The following is a 16567-nucleotide window of genomic DNA, read 5'->3' as shown; positions in this document are numbered from 1 at the left end:
AATGCGATGTGGATCACGAGAGGGTATGGTCGGACCACATGGGGTCGTGGGAAACTGTACATGACCTGCGTCACAAAACCTGCGGAGGATCTATGAAGATCGCAATATTTGCCACGTGCATCGTGGATGCGATGTATCCCAAGGTTGCGCTGGCCACCGTCCGGATCCTCGAGCGGCTGGGGCACGACGTCGTGTTTCCCGCCGGTCAGGGCTGCTGCTCACAGATGCATGTCAACAGCGGCTACATCGACGAGGCACTTCCGGTGGTCCGCAACCACGTCGAGGCGTTCACCGCGGTGGACTACGACGTCGCCGTCGCCCCCTCCGGCTCCTGCGTCGCGTCCCTGGGCCATCAGCAGCCCATGGTCGCGCGCAAGTGCGGGGACGAGGGGCTGGCACGGCAGGCCGAGGAGGTGGCCGGCCGCACCTACGAGCTCTCCGAACTGCTCGTGGACGTCCTCGGGGTCACCGACGCGGAAAAACAGCTGGGGTCCTACTTCCCGCACCGCATCACCTACCACCCCTCGTGCCACGGGCTGCGCCTCCTGGGCCTCGGCGACCGCCCCACCACCCTGCTCTCCAGCGTGGAGGACCTGGAGCTGGTCGAGCTGCCCGATGCGCAGGAGTGCTGCGGGTTCGGCGGGACCTTCTCCTTCAAGAACCCGGATGTCTCGGGGGCCATGGTCGACGCCAAGATCAAGAACATCGAGTCGACGGGGACCGGGCTGTGCGCGGGCGGGGACTCGTCGTGCCAGCTGCACATGAACGGTGCGGCGCGACGGCGCGGATCCGAGGTCCGGACCGTTCATCTGGCCGAGATCCTGGCCTCCACGCGGGCCAATCCGCTGGAGCTGGATCAGATCGCGGACCTCTCCATCCCCCGCGTGCACGCGACCATCACCCCATCCAGCGCAGCCGGACCCGGAGGCGCCCAAGCCGCTAGCTCCGCAGGAGGCGCTCGATGACCGTCGTCGATCTGGGAATGCCAGGTACCCGCATCGCGTACGGTTCCGGCAACCTGTATGAGGAAACCCCCTTCCCCGAGCACGCGCGCAGCGAGCTCGGCAACCAGCAGATGCGTGCCAACATCGGGCATGCGACCCATACGATCCGCGCCAAACGCGGCCGCGTGGTGGGCGAGCTGCCCGACTGGCAGGACCTGCGCGACGCGGGCTCGGCCATCAAGCAGGAGGTCGGCGCGCGGCTGCCCGAGCTGCTCGAGCAGTTCGAGGCCAATGTGACCGCCCGCGGCGGCATCGTGCACTGGGCGCGCAACGCCGCCGAGGCCAACCGGATCGTGACCGACCTGGTCCGCGCCAAGGGCGTGGACGAGATCATCAAGGTCAAGTCCATGGCCACCCAGGAGATCGGGCTCAACGAGCATCTCGAGGGGCAGGGCATCAAGTCCCACGAGACCGATCTGGCCGAGCTGATCGTGCAGCTCGGGGACGACAAGCCCTCCCACATCCTGGTGCCGGCCATCCACAAGAACCGCGACGAGATCCGCGAGATCTTCTCCCGGCGGATGCCGGGCACGGGCAAGACCCTGACGAACGAGCCCGCCGTGCTGGCGGAGGCCGCGCGCACCTACCTGCGCGAGAAGTTCCTGGACACCACGGTGGCCGTCTCCGGCGCGAACTTCGGCATCGCGGAGAGCGGCACCCTCACCGTGGTGGAGTCCGAGGGCAACGGCCGCATGTGCCTGACCCTGCCCAAGACCCTGATCACGGTCATGGGCATCGAGAAGCTCCTGCCGCGCTTCGCCGACCTCGAGGTCTTCACCCAGCTGCTGCCCCGGTCCTCGACCGGCGAGCGCATGAACCCGTACACGTCGATGTGGACCGGCGTCGCGGAGGGCGACGGACCGGAGGAGTTCCACCTCGTCCTCCTGGACAACGGCCGCTCCGCGGTGCTGGGGGACCCCGACGGACGCTCGGCCCTGCACTGCATCCGGTGCTCGGCCTGCCTGAACGTGTGCCCCGTGTACGAACACGCCGGCGGCCACGCCTACGGCTCCACCTACCCGGGACCCATCGGGGCCATCCTGTCCCCTCAGCTCACCGGCGTGGCAGCCGAGCAGAACAACTCGCTGCCCTATGCGTCGTCGCTGTGCGGGCGATGCTACGAGGTGTGCCCGGTCAAGATCGACATCCCGTCGATCCTGGTGCACCTGCGCGATGAGGACGTCCGGACCAAGCACGGTGAACGCGACGACGCCGCGGCGCAGCAGCGCAGCACCGTGTCCGCGGCCCGCGAGGCCGAGGCAGCCGCGACCGGCGCGCAGCCGGAGCCCGCCGAGCACCCGGACCGGGTCAAGAAGAGCCGGGTGCCCTCCGAGATGGACGTGCTCATGAAGGGCGCCGGGGTCGTCATGTCCTCCGGCAAGCGCATGGCACTGGCCGAGAAGGCGCTGCCCCTGGGCCGCGGGGCGCTCAAGCCCTTCGGCGGGGCCAAGTGGCTGCCCGGCATGGTCGGCGGCTGGACCCAGGAACGCGACATCCCGGTCCCGCCCAGTCAGTCCTTCCGCAACTGGTGGCGCAAGCACGGCGAGGAGACGGAGCAGCGGGTGGCCCGGGACCTGGGAAGCACCGCGCTGGCACCGAGCGGGCCCGGGGAGGCGCCGTCGTCGTCGCTGGCGGGCCATATCGAGGAGCACGCCGGGTGGGGCGCGGAGGCCCAGGCAGTGATCAGAGCCAGAGCGGGCCAGTCGTCTGGCGGCGAGTCGACGAAGTCCAGCGATGCCACCAGCACCGGGGAGGAACAGGCATGAGCGAGAACGTCACCCGACCGACGGACCGGGAGCAGGACGCCAAGGCCGCGATCCTCTCCCGCATCCGGTACGCGCTCCGGGACGAGCCTGCGGCACCCGAAGTGCCCCGCGACTACAGGCGGGCCTCCTCCCTGGACCACGCCGAGGTCGTGGACATGCTCGAGGACCGCCTGGTGGACTACAAGGCCAACGTCTACCGGGAGACCGGGGAATCCCTGCCGCAGCGGGTGGGGCAGCTGCTGGGCGAGGCCGTGACGATCGTGCCCGAGGGGCTGGACGAGTCCTGGATCCCCGACAGCGTGCGCACGGTGCGTGATCGCGGGGACGACGGAGGGCCCCTGACCGCCCGGGAGCTGGACGGACTCGGGGCGGTGGTGACCTCCTCGACCGTCTCCTGCGCGGAGACCGGGACGATCTTCCTCAACAGCCACCCCGACGAGGGCCGCCGAGCGCTGAGCCTGGTGCCCGATCATCATGTGTGCGTGGTGCCGCTGGATTCGGTGGTCGAGCTGATCCCGGAGGCCTTCGAGCGGGTCAGTCACGACCGTCCGATCACCATGATCTCCGGCCCGTCGGCCACCTCCGATATCGAGCTTGAGCGTGTGGAGGGCGTGCACGGCCCCAGGACGCTGGACGTCATCCTGCTCGGCTGAGCCCGTGGGGCCGGCCGGGGTCCCTGGACACCCGGCCGGCTCTTTTCGGTACGGTGGGACCGGCCGGTCTGCCGGGCATGTCCCCAGCCCTGTGTACGGTTAAAGCTCTGCCCCTCCCTGGTGCACCCCGTGAGCGCCGAAAGGACCCCATGACCAAGCTTCATGACTTCACCGCTGACACGATCTCCGGTTCCCAGGATGTCTTCGACCGCCTGGCCGGACAGGTCGTCCTGATCGTCAACACCGCCAGCGAATGCGGCTTCACGCCGCAGTACGACGGCCTGGAAAAGCTCTACGAGGACTACAAGGACCGCGGTTTCACGGTGCTCGGATTCCCCTGCAACCAGTTCGGCGACCAGGAACCCGGCGACGGCGACGAGATCCAGGCCTTCTGCCGCTCCACCTACGGGGTGGAGTTCCCGCTCTACAAGAAGGTCGACGTCAACGGTCTGCACACCCATCCGCTGTGGGCGTGGCTGAAGTCGGAGAAGCCCGGTGAGAACGGGGCGGACATCGAGTGGAACTTCACCAAGTTCCTCGTGGACAAGTCCGGCACCGTGGTGGCTCGTTTCGGACCCTCGACCGAGCCGGAGGAACTGCGTGCGCCGATCGAGGAGTCGCTGCAGGCCTGAGCGGTCGCTTTGATCGCCTCCTGCCGGTGAGTGGTCGATCTGGTCGGCTGTTACAGCTGATGGCCGGCCAGATCGACCACTCGACCACCATGAACCAGCAGGATGACCGCTCGCGGGCTGGAAGCTCTTCACGCCGAGCGATCGAGTCGCTGATGCAATGCATCCAGCACCAGCTTCACGATGTGCGGCCGGTTCCCCGGACGCTGGGCGAAGATGTCGCGCCCGGACACGCGGACTTCCTTCCAGCCGGCGGCTTCGGTGATCCGCAGGCGGGTGATGTCCCGTACTCGCTGGTCCTTCCCGTCGTGATGCGGCCCCTCCACCTGGACGGAGATCCGCCGTCTTCGGTCTGCCAGGTCCGGGTAGGCCGAACCCGCTCCGGGTACCCGGATCTCGTGATCCGTGACGAACTCCGTGAAGCCGTGCCGGGCGAGAGCGAGACGGGCGTGAGTCTCCAGCGCGGAGTCCACTCCCGGCTGCGCTCTCTCCAGGCTCATGCGAACCCGTGCGACGCCCCGGAGAGTCGCCATACGGGCCAGATCCTCCCGGACGAGTTCCAGCGACCTCATGGGCGGCATGCCAGCCCTGATTCCCGTGCGATGCTCGTTGATCATGCCGTCGACCAGGGCCACCACCCAGTCGTCGCCGAATACGTATCGTGACGGTCCCGTGCTCATGGCGGCCAGATCCACCACCGTCCTCACCGGACCGATGACCCGCAGCGTCCCCGAGGTCCATCGATCGGCCGGCGGCACCTGTGCGACGTGCCCCTGAACCCCAGCGAGACGCGGTGCCCGCCCAGGGGCCCAGCGCGTCACGTGGATCGGAATGCCCACGCGCAGGCTTCGCGGCATCCGCAGCCCGAGCAGAAGCCCCGCCGTGAGATGGCTGGCGGCCGTATCCGGCAGGACCTGCTGGAGGGCGCGCAAGATCTCGCGCACCCTGGGCGTGCCCGACTCCGGTAGCCGATGGTCCCGGGCGGCCCAGACGCCGGTCATGACGCTCCGGTACGCCCTCCCCGCGAGCTGGCCGGACGTCACGCCCGCGGCAGCCGCCTCACCGGTGGTGAAACAACGGCCGAGGAGTTCCGGTGACGGGTGGTGTCGTCGCGATGGCACTCGCCCAGTACACCCCGGCAACCCGCCTGACGAGTTCTGGGACCTCCCGTCCGGTGCGGTCTCACGCGCGGACGCAGGGGACAGTCGGATGTGGAGCCTCACTCCCCCGGTTTCCTCAGTCCGGTGCGAACGCGCGACGGTCAGCCGCCCCGACCGGTCGTGCCGTTCCGGTTCGCCCGGGTACTCGCGGCCCGCCGAGTGGTCAGTATGGCGGTCCGATTCGGACGAGTGGTCAGCTGAAGCGCCCGTGGGCTCCGATGGGCGATCAGATTGACCGTTCGTCGTCGTAGGCGCCCGCACTCCAGGCACGCACTCCACGACGACGGTCCCTACCCGCGCCCAGCTCCGGGAAGCCCGGGGGACGCGATGCTCTCTCCCCAGTGCATCGCGCCCACCCGGGCCCGCACCCGGCCTCTGCCCGACCGGATGCCACCTCGCGACGGGCCCAACCGCCACGAGCGCCGACCCGGCACTGACCGCGGATCTACCGCGGTCGCATCGGATCGGCTACCTGCCCCGTCTCCCGCGGGTGGAGCATCCCTCCGGCACCTGTGGTGCGAGGACTTCTACGTCCTCACCGTGTAGACGGCCGGGGCCTCGGATCGTGACGCCACTTCTGGAGTTTTTCGGGAGATTTTTTCCGGGACCGGCTCGGAACCCCTGCCGAGGCGCAGGCTCGCCTCCGCAGCCCGCCCCGTCACGACTGATCAGCACTGATACGGTCGCCTCAAGACGGCCCGAGCCAGGCCTTCCGCCTCGAACCCCAGCCCACTGGAGAGTCATGTCGAGCACCCCCGCACCCACGTCCGAAGAGCGCGAGACCGGAGACGGCCTCCTGACCCGGGCGCTGGGCTGGGTCGAACGTGTAGGCAACCGGCTGCCACATCCTTTCTGGATCTTCGTCCTCCTCGCCGCCGTGGTCCTTCTGCTCTCCGAGCTACTGGCCCGGCTGGGCGTCGCGGCAACGGATCCCGCCAGCGGCGACACCGTGACGGTCACCAGCCTGCTCAACGCGGAGGGCTTCCGGCAGATCGTCGAAGGCGTGGTTCCCAACTTCGTGGAGTTCCCGCCGCTGGGCGTGGTGCTGACGGTCCTGCTGGGGGTCGCCGTCGCCGAGGGCTCGGGGCTGATCCACACGGCCCTGCGCGTGGTGGTCTCCAAGGTCTCCGCGCGGTGGCTGACCTTCGTCCTCGCCCTGGCGGGAGTGACCGGCTCGATCGCCTCCGATGCCATCACCGTGGTCCTGATTCCGCTGGGGGCGGCGGCCTTCAAAGCCGCGGGCCGTTCCGCGGTGCTGGGCGGAGTGGTGGCCTTCGCGGCGTCGTCCGCCGGGTTCAACGCCTCGCTGCTGGTCAATCTCACCGACCCGCTGCTGGGCGGCATCTCCACGTCGGCGGCGCAGCTCGTGGATCCCGAGTACCAGGTCTCCCCGGTGGCCAACTACTTCTTCTCGGCGTCCTCGGCCATCGTCCTGGCCATCGTGATCACCCTGGTCACCGAGCTCCTGCTGACGAAACTGACCCGGCCCATTCACGACGCCGAGCAGGCTGCCGAGGAGCGCGGCGAGACCTCGGCACCGGACCACGAGGAGGACCGCCCCGCCCTGACCGAGGAGAACCTGCGCATGTACTCCCCTCAGGAGGTCAAGGGCCTGAGGTCGACGGCGATCGCGGTGGCCGTCTACCTGGTCGTGTACTTCCTCCTGCTGTTCGTCCCGTTCTCCCCGCTGGCCGGGCAGGACGAGGAGCTCGGGGTGCTCAGCTCCGTGCTGATCACGGACATCTCGGGGCCCATCGGCCTGATGTTCCTGGTCGCCGGCGTGGCATACGGGATGACGGCCCGGACCGTCACGCATCCGGCCGCGGTCCCCGAGCTCATGGCGCGGGGCCTGAAGGACATCACGCCGCTGCTGGTGCTCTTCTTCGCCGCGGCGCAGTTCATCGCCTACTTCTCCTGGACCAACATGGGCACGGTCCTGGCCATCCGCGGATCCGAGTGGCTGGGCGGCGGGGACGTCCCGATGGTGGTGCTCTTCGCCGGCGTGGTGCTGGTGGTCGCCGTCATGAACCTGCTGGTGACCTCCGGTTCGGCGCAGTACACCCTGACCGCCCCGGTGATCGTGCCCATGTTCATGTACCTGGGCATCAACCCGGAAACCACCCAGATGCTGTTCCGCATCGGCGACTCCACCACCAACATCATCACGCCGCTGAACCCGTTCTTCGCCATGACCCTGGGCATGATCCAGCGCTATCTGCCGCGCGCCGGAATCGGCACGCTGCTGTCGCTGACGCTGCCGCTCTCACTGGCCCTGCTGGTGGTGTGGTTCCTGTTCTTCCTGGCCTGGATCGCGCTCGGGATCCCGCTGGGCCCCGGGAGCCCGGTGCAGTAGCAGGCCGTTTCCGGTCACAGGCAGCGGCTGGCACCCGGGCCCGGAAGCACCTCGAAGACCCGCGGGCGTCCCCAGGAGCGTTCGCCGAACGCGTCGACGACGGCGGAGGAGGCGGTTCCGACGTCGGCCTCCCGCACGAGCCCGATCGCGGAGCCGCCGAATCCGGCCCCCGTCATCCTGGCCCCGAGCGCCCCGGCGCCCAGGAGCGACTCCACGGCGGTGTCCAGCTCGGGGCAGGAGACCTCGTAGTCGTCGCGCAGGGAGACGTGGGACGCCGTGAGGTTCTCCCCCAGGGCAGCCCACCGGTGCTCCCGGAGGTTCCCCACCGCCTGATCCACGCGGGCCCGTTCGCTGAGGACGTGCCTGACCCTCCGCCGGGTCTCACCGGACAGCGCGGAGATGTCCGCATCCACCGGGAGCTCCCCCAGAGAGCCGACCCCCAGCTGCTCCGCCCCGCGTTCGCAGGCGGCGCGGCGGGCGGCGTAACCGCCGTCGTCGTTGCTGTGGGCCACCCGGGTGTCGACCACGAGCAGCCGCAGTCCGGCATCAACGAGCTCGAGGGGGATGTACTCGGCCTCGAGGCTCCGGCAGTCCAGGAGGATCGCGTGCCCGGCCGTGGACAGCAACGACGCCGACTGGTCCATGATGCCCGTGGGGGCTCCCACGAAGTCGTTCTCGGCGCGCTGCGTGACCCGCGCCAGGTCGCGGCGGCTGAGGCCAGCGCCGATGAGATCGTTGAGCGCCAGGGCGACGGCGACCTCCACGGCGTGGGAGGAGGACAGGCCCGAGCCCACCGGAACCGTGGAGTCCAGGAGCAGCTCGAACGGGGGGATCTCCGTGCCCGTGCTCTCCGCCAGGGCCCACGCCACCCCCGCCGGGCCGGCGGCCCAGCCCCGGACGTCGCCCGGTTCGAGCGCCCCCGGCCGGAACGCCGCCCGGGCCCGTTCCCCGGTGGAAGGGTCGGACCACGTGGAGATCAGCGCGGCCTCCTCTCTCCCGGGAGCCAGGCGGATCGCCACCAGGGCGGAACGGTCGATGGCGAACGGGAGCACCAGACCGTTGTTGTAGTCCAGGTGCTCGCCGATCAGGTTGACCCGACCGGGTGCCCGCCAGACCCCCTCGGGCTCGGCGCCGAAGGCGGCGTCGAACTCTCGCGTCAGCTCCTGGACGCGCCGGTTCTCCTCAGGGGAGATGCCCTCCCCATGACGGCCGCTCACAGGGCGTCCCTCAGGCGCTGCGCCGTCTCCTCGGGGCTGACATCCCCGATGAACGCGCCCATGGCGGCTTCCGAGCCGGCCAGGTACTTGAGCTTGTTCTCCGCCCGGCGCGGGCTGACGATCTGCAGGTGCAGACGCGCCGCGTCCCGGAGCCCCGGGACCAGCGGGGCCTGGTGCCAGGCCGAGATGTACGGGGTGGGGGTCGAGTAGAGGGCATCCAGCCGGGCCAGGACGTCGCGCTGGATCACGGCGAGCTCATCGAGCTCATCGCCGCTCAGGGCGGCGAGATCCGCTACATGGCGATGCGGCACCACGTGGACCTCCAGGGGCCATCGGGCCGCCCACGGAACATAAGCCGTGACATGATCCCCGGCCACCACCACCCGGGCGCCGTCGGAGAGCTCCTGGTCCAGGAGATCGTGATGCAGCGTCCGGCCGGTCCGGTCCAGATGTTCCACGGCCCGGCGGGCCGTCTTCAGGGTGGTCGGCGTGACATAGGGGTAGGCGTAGATCTGACCGTGCGGGTGATGCAGGGTCGTCCCGATCTGCTCGCCACGGTTCTCGAACGGGAAGACCTGCCTGATACCGGGCAGCGCGGACAGGGCCGCGGTCCGCTGGGCGAGCGCCCTGAGCACCAGCTGCACCTCCTCGGGTTCGAGCTGGGCCAGGCTCCCCTGGTGCTCGGGGGTGTAGACGAGCACCTCGCAGCGACCGCCCGCGGGGTAGGACCGGCCGATCTCGGGCGGCTGATCCGGATCCGGCAGGTCCACGAGGTCGGGGCCCAGGGAGGGGAACCTGTTCTCGAAGGCGACGACCTGGAAATCCGCCGGGATCTCGGATTCCCGACCCGGTGCCGAGGGGCACAACGGGCACTGGTCGGCCGGCGGAAGATGGGTGCGGTTCTGGCGGTGGGTTGCCATGGCGATCCAGTCGCCCGTCAGGGGGTCCTGGCGCAGCTCGCCGTGGCCCGCCCGCTCCTCGGGCGCCCGGGGGTCGACGACGGCCGACGGCAGGTCCGCCTCCTCGCGGGCGAAGAACACGATCTCCCGCCCGTCGAACAGACGGTGCGCGGCATGGGGGACCGTCAGCGCGGCGGGCTCAAACGACACGGTGGACACGGGTGATCTTCTCCTCGAGTTCGGCGACGACGGCATCGGGCAGCTCCCAGTCGGTGATCAGGTCGTCCACCGCGTCCAGGTCGGCGAAACCGTAGAGCCCGACCGTCCCTGACTTGGTGCTGTCCGCCACCACCACCCGGCGATGGGCATGCTCCAGGAACATCCGGTTGACCTGGGCTTCGAGCATGTTGGGGGTGCTCAGCCCCGCTTCCATATCGAAGCCGTGCACGCCCATGAAGCAGACATCGGCGTGCAGGGTCTCCAGGCAGCGCACTGCGAGAGGACCGACCAGGGCGTCCGACGGCGTGCGCACCCCGCCCAGCATGACCACCTGCCCGCCGGGCGCGGGACGGTCCTCGAAGACCTGGGCGATCCGGGGGGAATTGGTCACGACCGTCAGGTCGGCCACCTCGCGGAGTTCCCGGGCCAGTGCGAACGTGGTGGTCCCCGAGTTCACGAACACCGACATGCCCGGCTCGGCCAGCGCCGCCGCAGCGCGGGCCACCGCGCTTTTCTGAGCCTGGTTCAGGCGGGACTTGCGGACGAAACCGGGTTCCTCGGAAGCCGAGCCGGGAGCCGCCAGGCGGGCGCCTCCGTGGACCTTCCGCAGCTCGCCCTGTCCGGCCAGCTGGTCCAGATCACGACGGACGGTCATCTCCGAGACGCCCATGGACTGGGCGAGGTCGGCTACGCGGACGGAGCCATGTGCACGGGTCTGCTCCACGATGCGTGCCCGGCGTTCCGCCGGCAAGAGGTCAGTCACCAGCTTCTCCTCATGTGCGATGGCCTGTAGGTGCGATGGCCTGTATGTGCGTTGGCCTGAACATTGCGGGCCGCCGCCGGCGTCTGTGAGACGGCCGGTGCGGGCCCGCCCAACATCATGCCACTGAATCATCGGTATGTTGATTGATCTACCACTATTGATGTTCGATTATGTTCACTCTAAAGTGTGGCAGAACACACGACAACGATCGAAAGGTGGCTAGGTGCCCTCGACATCGCCCTCCCTGCTCGGCAATGCCGCCAGCGGCACCGGCAGTACGGTTCACCTTCGCGCTGGAGGAGTTTCCGTCCTGCTCTCCAGCCCAGATGGTAGAACTCCCAAAATCGCACATTGGGGCGCGGACCTGGGTGAGCTTTCCGCACAGGAGGCAGCGCTGGTGGCCGGGTCCACCGTGTCGGGGCAGGTGCCCAACGGGCCGGACGTTCCTATGCACGTGGGTCTCGTTCCCGAACCGCGGTGGGGATGGGCCGGTCGTCCCGGGCTCGTCGGGCATCGCGACCGCGACGCCTGGGCGCCTCAGTGGCACATGCAGGGGATCTTCTTCCGGCCGGCGGCCCGCGCCTCCGTGACCGGGGAGATCAACGAGGCGTATACCCAGACCGGCGCTGGACTCCTCGTCGTCGAGCTCTCGGCTCCCGAGGGCCTCTGGCTGACCCTGGAGCTCGAGCTGACCCCTCAGGGCGTGGTGCGTACCCGCGCGTCGGTGCGCAACACCGGCGCACCGGGATACCGGGTCGATGAACTGGCACCGGCTCTGCCCGTCCCGTCCCGCGCGGGCGAGATCCTGGATTTCGCGGGGCACTGGGGTCAGGAGCGCGTGGCGCAGCGCCGGCCCCTGACCGTGGGCGTGCACCTGCGCGAAGGCCGCAAGGGCCGGACCGGCCCGGACGCCGCGCACATGGTCATCGCCGGGACGCCCGGTTTCGGCTTCCGCGAAGGCGAGGTATGGGGCGTGCACGCCGCCTTCTCGGGCAACCACCGCACCTGGGCCGAACGCGAGTACAGCGGTCAGAAGATGCTCGGGGGCGGGGAGCTGCTCATGCCCGGCGAGATCGTGCTGGACACCGGAGAGCAGTACACCTCGCCATGGCTCTACGCGGTGTGGGGCCGCGGGCTGGACGACCAGGCGGCCCGCCTGCACGCGTGGATCCGGGCCCGCGACCAGCACCCGCGGCGTCCCCGTCCCGCGACCCTGAACGTCTGGGAGGCCGTGTACTTCGACCATGACCTGCCCACCCTCGTCGACCTGGCCGAACGCGCAGCCCGGGTAGGCATCGAACGGTACGTGCTCGACGACGGCTGGTTCGGGTCGCGGCGCGACGACACGTCGGGACTGGGCGACTGGACGGTCTCCCCCGACCCCTGGCCCGACGGCCTGAGGCCGTTGATCGAAACGGTGACCGGACTGGGCATGGAGTTCGGGCTGTGATTCGAGCCCGAGATGATCAGCATGGATTCGGAGGTGGCCCGGGCGCACCCCGAATGGGTCATGGCCCCGTCCGGCTACCTGCCGGTGGAGAGCCGCACTCAGCAGGTCATCGACCTGGGCAATCCGCAGGCCTACGCCCATGTGCGGGATCAGATGGCGGCGCTGCTGGAGCGCTTCGAGATCGCCTACATCAAGTGGGATCACAATCGCGATCTGATCGACGCGGGCTCCACGCTCGACCGCGCCCCGGGCGTCCACCGGCAGACTCTGGCCGCCTACCGCCTCATGGACGAGCTGAAAGACCGTTTCCCCGGTCTCGAGATCGAAGCCTGCGCGTCGGGCGGGGCTCGCGTGGATCTCGGGGTGCTGGAGCACACCGACCGCTTCTGGACCTCGGACAACATCGATCCGGCCGAACGGCAGGAGATGCACCGGTGGACCCAGCAGCTGGTTCCTCCGGAGCTGATGGGAAGTCACGTGGCCTCGGGGCATTCCCACATCACGGACCGTCTGCACACTCTCAACTTCCGCGCCGGCACCGCCCTGTGGGGTCATCTGGGCGTCGAATGGGACCTGACCCGGGCGTCCGATACCGAGCTGTCCGAGCTGACCGAATGGATCGCGCTCTACAAGCGGCACCGGGACCTGCTCCACCACGGGCGGGTGATCCGCCTGGACCAGGTCGATCCCGAATGGGACGTCCACGGCGTGGTCTCCCCGTCCGGGGACGAGGCGCTGTTCGCCGTCGTCTGCCTGGGGGTCTCGATCATCGACCCCGTCGGCCGCCTGACGCTGGCCGGACTGGATCCCGAGCTGAGCTACTCGGTCGAGGACATCACCCCCGAAGCCGCCGATGCGGGGTTCAGGCCGCCGGCATGGTGGCCCGGCGGGGAGCGACTGCGCGGCTCCGTCCTCCAGGAGTCGGGCATCCACGCCCCCGACCTGCGTCCCGACCGCATCCGGCTGCTGCACCTGACCTCGCGCGCCTAGGCCGCCCCGTTCTCATCTCCCTTCCATTCCGCACTCACCCGATCAGGAGCCACGATGACTGTGCTCACTCAACAACCAGACAGACCACCGAGCGGCCGGCCGAGCAGTCCGGATGGCAAACGACGACGACGTCCCGATGACACCCGGACCGCGCTGTTCTTCATCGCACCCGCCGCCCTGGGCCTGGCCGTCTTCCTGGCCTGGCCCCTGATCCGCGGCATCTGGCTGAGCTTCACCAACTACAACCTGCTCACCGATCCCGAGTTCATCGGCCTGGCCAACTACCGGCGCCTGATCGCGGACCCCATCTTCTGGGACTCCATGCTCACGACCGTGTGGTACGTGGTGCTCAATATCGGCATCCAGACCGCTGCGGCCTTGACCATCGCCCTGCTGATGTACCGGCTGACCCAGTCCACGCTGCTGCGCGGCCTGGTGCTGACCCCCTACCTGGTCTCCAACGTCGTGGCCGGTCTGGTGTGGGTCTGGATCCTGGACACCCAGTTCGGTGTGGGCAACCAGATCCTGGGCTGGCTGGGGATCGACCCGATCGGGTTCTTCACCGACAGCGCCTGGGCCATTCCCACCATCGCCCTGGTCAACGTCTGGCGGCACATGGGCTACACGGCCCTGCTCATCTTCGCCGGGCTGCAGACCCTGCCGGCCTCCGTCTACGAGGCCGCCCGCCTGGACGGCTCCGGGGAGATCCGCACGTTCTTCTCCGTGACCATGCCGCTGCTGCGGCCCATCATGGCCCTCGTGCTGATCATGACCGTGATCGGCTCCTTCCAGGTCTTCGACACCGTCGCCGTGACCACCAACGGCGGGCCGGCCAACGCGACCAACGTCCTGCAGCTCTACATCTACGACCTGGCCTTCGACCGGTTCCAGTTCGGCTACGCCTCCGCGATGTCGGTCGGGCTGCTGATCGTCCTGGGCATCATCACGGTGATCCAGTACCGCATGACCCGCGCCGACAGCTCCGATCTGGCCTGAGGGGTACACGATGACGACGACGAACACTTCATCCGCCTCCGTCCCCTCGGGCCCGGCCTCGTCCGCACCGGGCGACAGCTCTCCCGCCACGCCGCGCAAGAGGACCCGCCGGCTCAAGCCGGGGCGCATTCTGGCCTGGGTGGTGATGGTGGTGATCCTGCTGATCACCTTGCTGCCCTTCTACTGGATCCTGCGCACCGCGCTGTCCACCAACCCGTCCCTGCTGTCGAACCCGGCCTCGCTGACTCCGCCGGAGTTCACGACCGGCGCCTTCCAGCGAGTGCTCGGCATGCAGTCCACCGAGGACGCCCTCGCCGAAGGCGGCTCGGGCAGTGCCCTGAACTTCTGGCGCTACCTGCTGAACTCGGTCATGGTGGCCACCCTGGTCACGGTGTGCCAGGTGCTCTTCTCCGCCATGGCCGCCTACGCCTTCTCGCGCCTGCGCTGGCGGGGACGAGACAAGGTCTTCGCCCTGTTCCTGGCCGGACTCATGGTGCCCACCGTCTTCACCCTGCTGCCCAACTTCGTCCTGATCCAGCAGCTCGGGCTGATCGACACGGTCCTGGGCATCGCCCTGCCGACCATGTTCATGACGCCGTTCGCGGTGTTCTTCCTCCGGCAATTCTTCCTGGGCATCCCCATGGAGATCGAGGAGGCCGCACGCCTGGACGGGTCGTCGCGCATCGGGACGTTCTTCCGGGTGATCCTGCCCATGGCGGGCGCCCCCATCGCCACGTTGTCCATCCTGACCTACATGACGGCCTGGAACGACTACTTCTGGCCCCTGATGGTCTCCTACACGGATTCCTCCCGCGTCCTCACGGTCGCCCTGGGCGTCTTCCGCGCCCAGTCCCCCCAGTCGGGCACCGACTGGGCGGGCCTTATGGCGGCCTCGCTGATCGCGGCCCTGCCCATGTTCCTGCTGTTCCTGGCCTTCGCACGCCGCATCGTGAACTCGATCGGCTTCAGCGGTATCAAGTGAGGACCCGACCCATGACACGAAAAACCTTCACCCGGGCCCGGCGCAGCCGTCTCCTGTCGGCCACCGCCGTGCTGGCCGTAGGCGCTCTGGCACTGAGCGGCTGCGGCCAGCGCGAGGGCGACTCCGAGGCCAGCAGTACGATCGACTACTGGCTGTGGGACACCCAGCAGCTGCCTGCCTACCAGCAGTGCGCCGATCTCTTCGAGCAGCAGCACCCCGAGTACAACGTCAACATCACCCAGACCGGGTGGGACGACTACTGGCAGCGGCTGACCGCCGGCTTCCTCGCGGGCACCGGCCCCGATGTGTTCATCAACCATCCCTCGCGTTATCCGCAATATGCCGACCTGGAGGTCCTGCTTCCACTGGACGAGCAGGATGCGACGGCGAACCAGCAGGCCTCTGACTACCAGGACGGCCTGATGGAGCTCTGGACCGGCTCGGATGGCCACCGTTACGGCAGCCCCAAGGACTGGGACTCTATCGCGCTCTTCTACAACTCCGACTATCTGGCCGACGGCGGGGTGAGCCCGGAGGAACTGGGGTCCCTGGAGTGGAATCCGGAGGACGGCGGGAGCTTCGAGGCGGCCATTGCGCATCTGACCGTGGATGACAACGGGGTCCGCGGCGATGAACCCGGTTTCGACAAGGACAACGTCGCCGTGTACGGCCTCGGGCTCTCCGATCCCGGTGGTGGCAACACGGGCCAGGGTCAGTGGGGCTCCTTCGCCAACGGAGCCGGCTGGGAGGTGACCGATGAGCCGTTCTGGGGCACCGAGTACAACTACGACGACCCTGCTCTGCACGAGACGCTGGACTGGTACTTCGGGCTCTCGGACAAGGGATACATGCCCAAGTACGGGCAGTTCAACCAGGACGACGGCACGCTGAGCCAGCTGATGTCGGGATCCGTGGCCGTTGTCTCCGACGGTTCGTGGATGGTGCCGGCGTACTCCTCCTCGGAGAACTTCGAGGTCGGGACCGCTCGGATGCCGACCGGTCCCGATGGCACCGCGCCGTCGACGATGAGCGGGGTGGCCGATTCGATCTCGGCCGATGCCGACAACCCGGAGGCCGCTGCCGAGTTCGTGGCGTTCATGGGCTCGCAGGAATGCCAGTCCGTCGTGGCCGAAGCCGGCGTCGTCTTCCCCGCCCGCACCGATTCGGTGGAACGCACCGAGGAGATCTGGACGGAACAGGGCTTCGACACCTCGGCCTTCACCGACCCGGTGGAGGAGGGAGACGCGTTCTTCCTCCCGATCACTAGCCACGGAGCGGACGTCGCGGCCCTGACCATTCCCGCGTTCCAGGAGATCTGGGCGGACCGGCCGCCGTCGGCCGAGGTCCTGGACCGCATCAATCCTGCCATCAACGACCTCTTCATCGCTGATAAAGAGGCCGAGGATGCAGACTCGGGGAACTAACCCCTGACCCCCAGGGGAGGCCGCTCACCGCGGCCTCCCCTCCTAGCACTCGCACGGAGAAC

13 protein-coding genes and 1 pseudogene are annotated in these 16567 nt (G+C 68.8%); 10 read left to right on the top strand and 4 right to left on the bottom strand.

Annotated elements, in window-relative coordinates:
- The first annotated feature begins 92 nt into the window (after positions 1-92).
- The 4 genes from FCK90_RS09900 (at position 93) to FCK90_RS09885 (ending at position 4055) form a co-directional block, all read left to right on the top strand.
- A complete protein-coding gene (locus tag FCK90_RS09900; RefSeq protein ID WP_158034142.1) occupies positions 93-965 on the top strand; it encodes a (Fe-S)-binding protein in 873 nt (290 codons plus the stop codon).
- Entirely contained in the window at positions 962-2770 is a 1809-nt protein-coding gene (locus FCK90_RS09895; RefSeq protein WP_158034141.1) for a LutB/LldF family L-lactate oxidation iron-sulfur protein, read from the top strand. The genes FCK90_RS09900 and FCK90_RS09895 overlap by 4 nt, the downstream gene beginning before the upstream one ends.
- Positions 2767-3423 carry a LutC/YkgG family protein gene (locus FCK90_RS09890; protein WP_158034140.1) on the top strand — a complete coding sequence of 219 codons (657 nt, stop codon included), beginning with the start codon at positions 2767-2769 and terminating at the stop codon, positions 3421-3423. The genes FCK90_RS09895 and FCK90_RS09890 overlap by 4 nt, the downstream gene beginning before the upstream one ends.
- A 149-nt stretch (positions 3424-3572) precedes the next feature.
- Complete coding sequence (locus tag FCK90_RS09885) at positions 3573-4055, top strand: glutathione peroxidase (protein WP_158034139.1); 483 nt, start codon at positions 3573-3575, stop codon at positions 4053-4055.
- 128 nt (positions 4056-4183) lie between these two features.
- On the opposite strand, the gene FCK90_RS09880 is transcribed toward FCK90_RS09885, so the two are convergent.
- Positions 4184-5053: a hypothetical protein gene (locus FCK90_RS09880; RefSeq protein ID WP_158034138.1), complete on the bottom strand. Its 870-nt coding sequence runs from the start codon at positions 5051-5053 to the stop codon at positions 4184-4186.
- Positions 5054-5954: 901 nt separating this feature from the next.
- On the opposite strand from FCK90_RS09880, the gene FCK90_RS09875 reads away from it, so the two are divergent.
- Positions 5955-7565, top strand: a complete 1611-nt coding sequence (locus FCK90_RS09875; RefSeq protein WP_158034137.1) for an AbgT family transporter — start codon at positions 5955-5957, stop codon at positions 7563-7565.
- A 14-nt stretch (positions 7566-7579) separates the two neighbouring features.
- Here the strand turns inward: FCK90_RS09875 and galK are convergent, their stop codons facing one another.
- Genes galK through FCK90_RS09860 form a run of 3 tightly spaced genes read right to left on the bottom strand, consistent with a single transcriptional unit; the run spans position 7580 to position 10663 of the window.
- Entirely contained in the window at positions 7580-8782 is a 1203-nt protein-coding gene (galK, locus tag FCK90_RS09870) for a galactokinase (RefSeq protein ID WP_246180130.1), read from the bottom strand.
- A complete protein-coding gene (gene galT / locus FCK90_RS09865; protein WP_246180128.1) occupies positions 8779-9900 on the bottom strand; it encodes a galactose-1-phosphate uridylyltransferase in 1122 nt (373 codons plus the stop codon). The genes galK and galT overlap by 4 nt, the downstream gene beginning before the upstream one ends.
- Complete coding sequence (locus FCK90_RS09860) at positions 9881-10663, bottom strand: DeoR/GlpR family DNA-binding transcription regulator (protein WP_220433313.1); 783 nt, start codon at positions 10661-10663, stop codon at positions 9881-9883. The genes galT and FCK90_RS09860 overlap by 20 nt, the downstream gene beginning before the upstream one ends.
- A gap of 223 nt (positions 10664-10886) precedes the next feature.
- On the opposite strand from FCK90_RS09860, the pseudogene FCK90_RS09855 reads away from it, so the two are divergent.
- The 5 genes and pseudogenes from FCK90_RS09855 to FCK90_RS09840 form a co-directional block, all read left to right on the top strand.
- A pseudogene (locus FCK90_RS09855) lies at positions 10887-12761 on the top strand (alpha-galactosidase); the annotation flags it as partial.
- A gap of 15 nt (positions 12762-12776) precedes the next feature.
- Entirely contained in the window at positions 12777-13103 is a 327-nt protein-coding gene (locus FCK90_RS15740; RefSeq protein ID WP_246180139.1) for a GH36 C-terminal domain-containing protein, read from the top strand.
- 54 nt (positions 13104-13157) lie between these two features.
- On the top strand, positions 13158-14099 hold the full coding sequence (locus FCK90_RS09850; protein ID WP_158034134.1) for a carbohydrate ABC transporter permease: 942 nt from the start codon (positions 13158-13160) through the stop codon (positions 14097-14099).
- Positions 14100-14109: 10 nt separating this feature from the next.
- Complete coding sequence (locus FCK90_RS09845; RefSeq protein WP_158034133.1) at positions 14110-15081, top strand: carbohydrate ABC transporter permease; 972 nt, start codon at positions 14110-14112, stop codon at positions 15079-15081.
- An 11-nt stretch (positions 15082-15092) separates the two neighbouring features.
- Positions 15093-16505, top strand: coding sequence for an ABC transporter substrate-binding protein (locus FCK90_RS09840; RefSeq protein ID WP_158034132.1), 1413 nt, complete (start codon positions 15093-15095; stop codon positions 16503-16505).
- The last annotated feature ends 62 nt before the right edge of the window (positions 16506-16567 follow it).

Origin of the sequence: Kocuria coralli (assembly GCF_008831305.1) — a bacterium.
Classification (GTDB): Bacteria; Actinomycetota; Actinomycetes; order Actinomycetales; family Micrococcaceae; genus Kocuria; species Kocuria coralli.
Note: the sequence above shows the minus strand (reverse complement) of the source record. Positions and strands in the feature narration are given on the sequence as shown.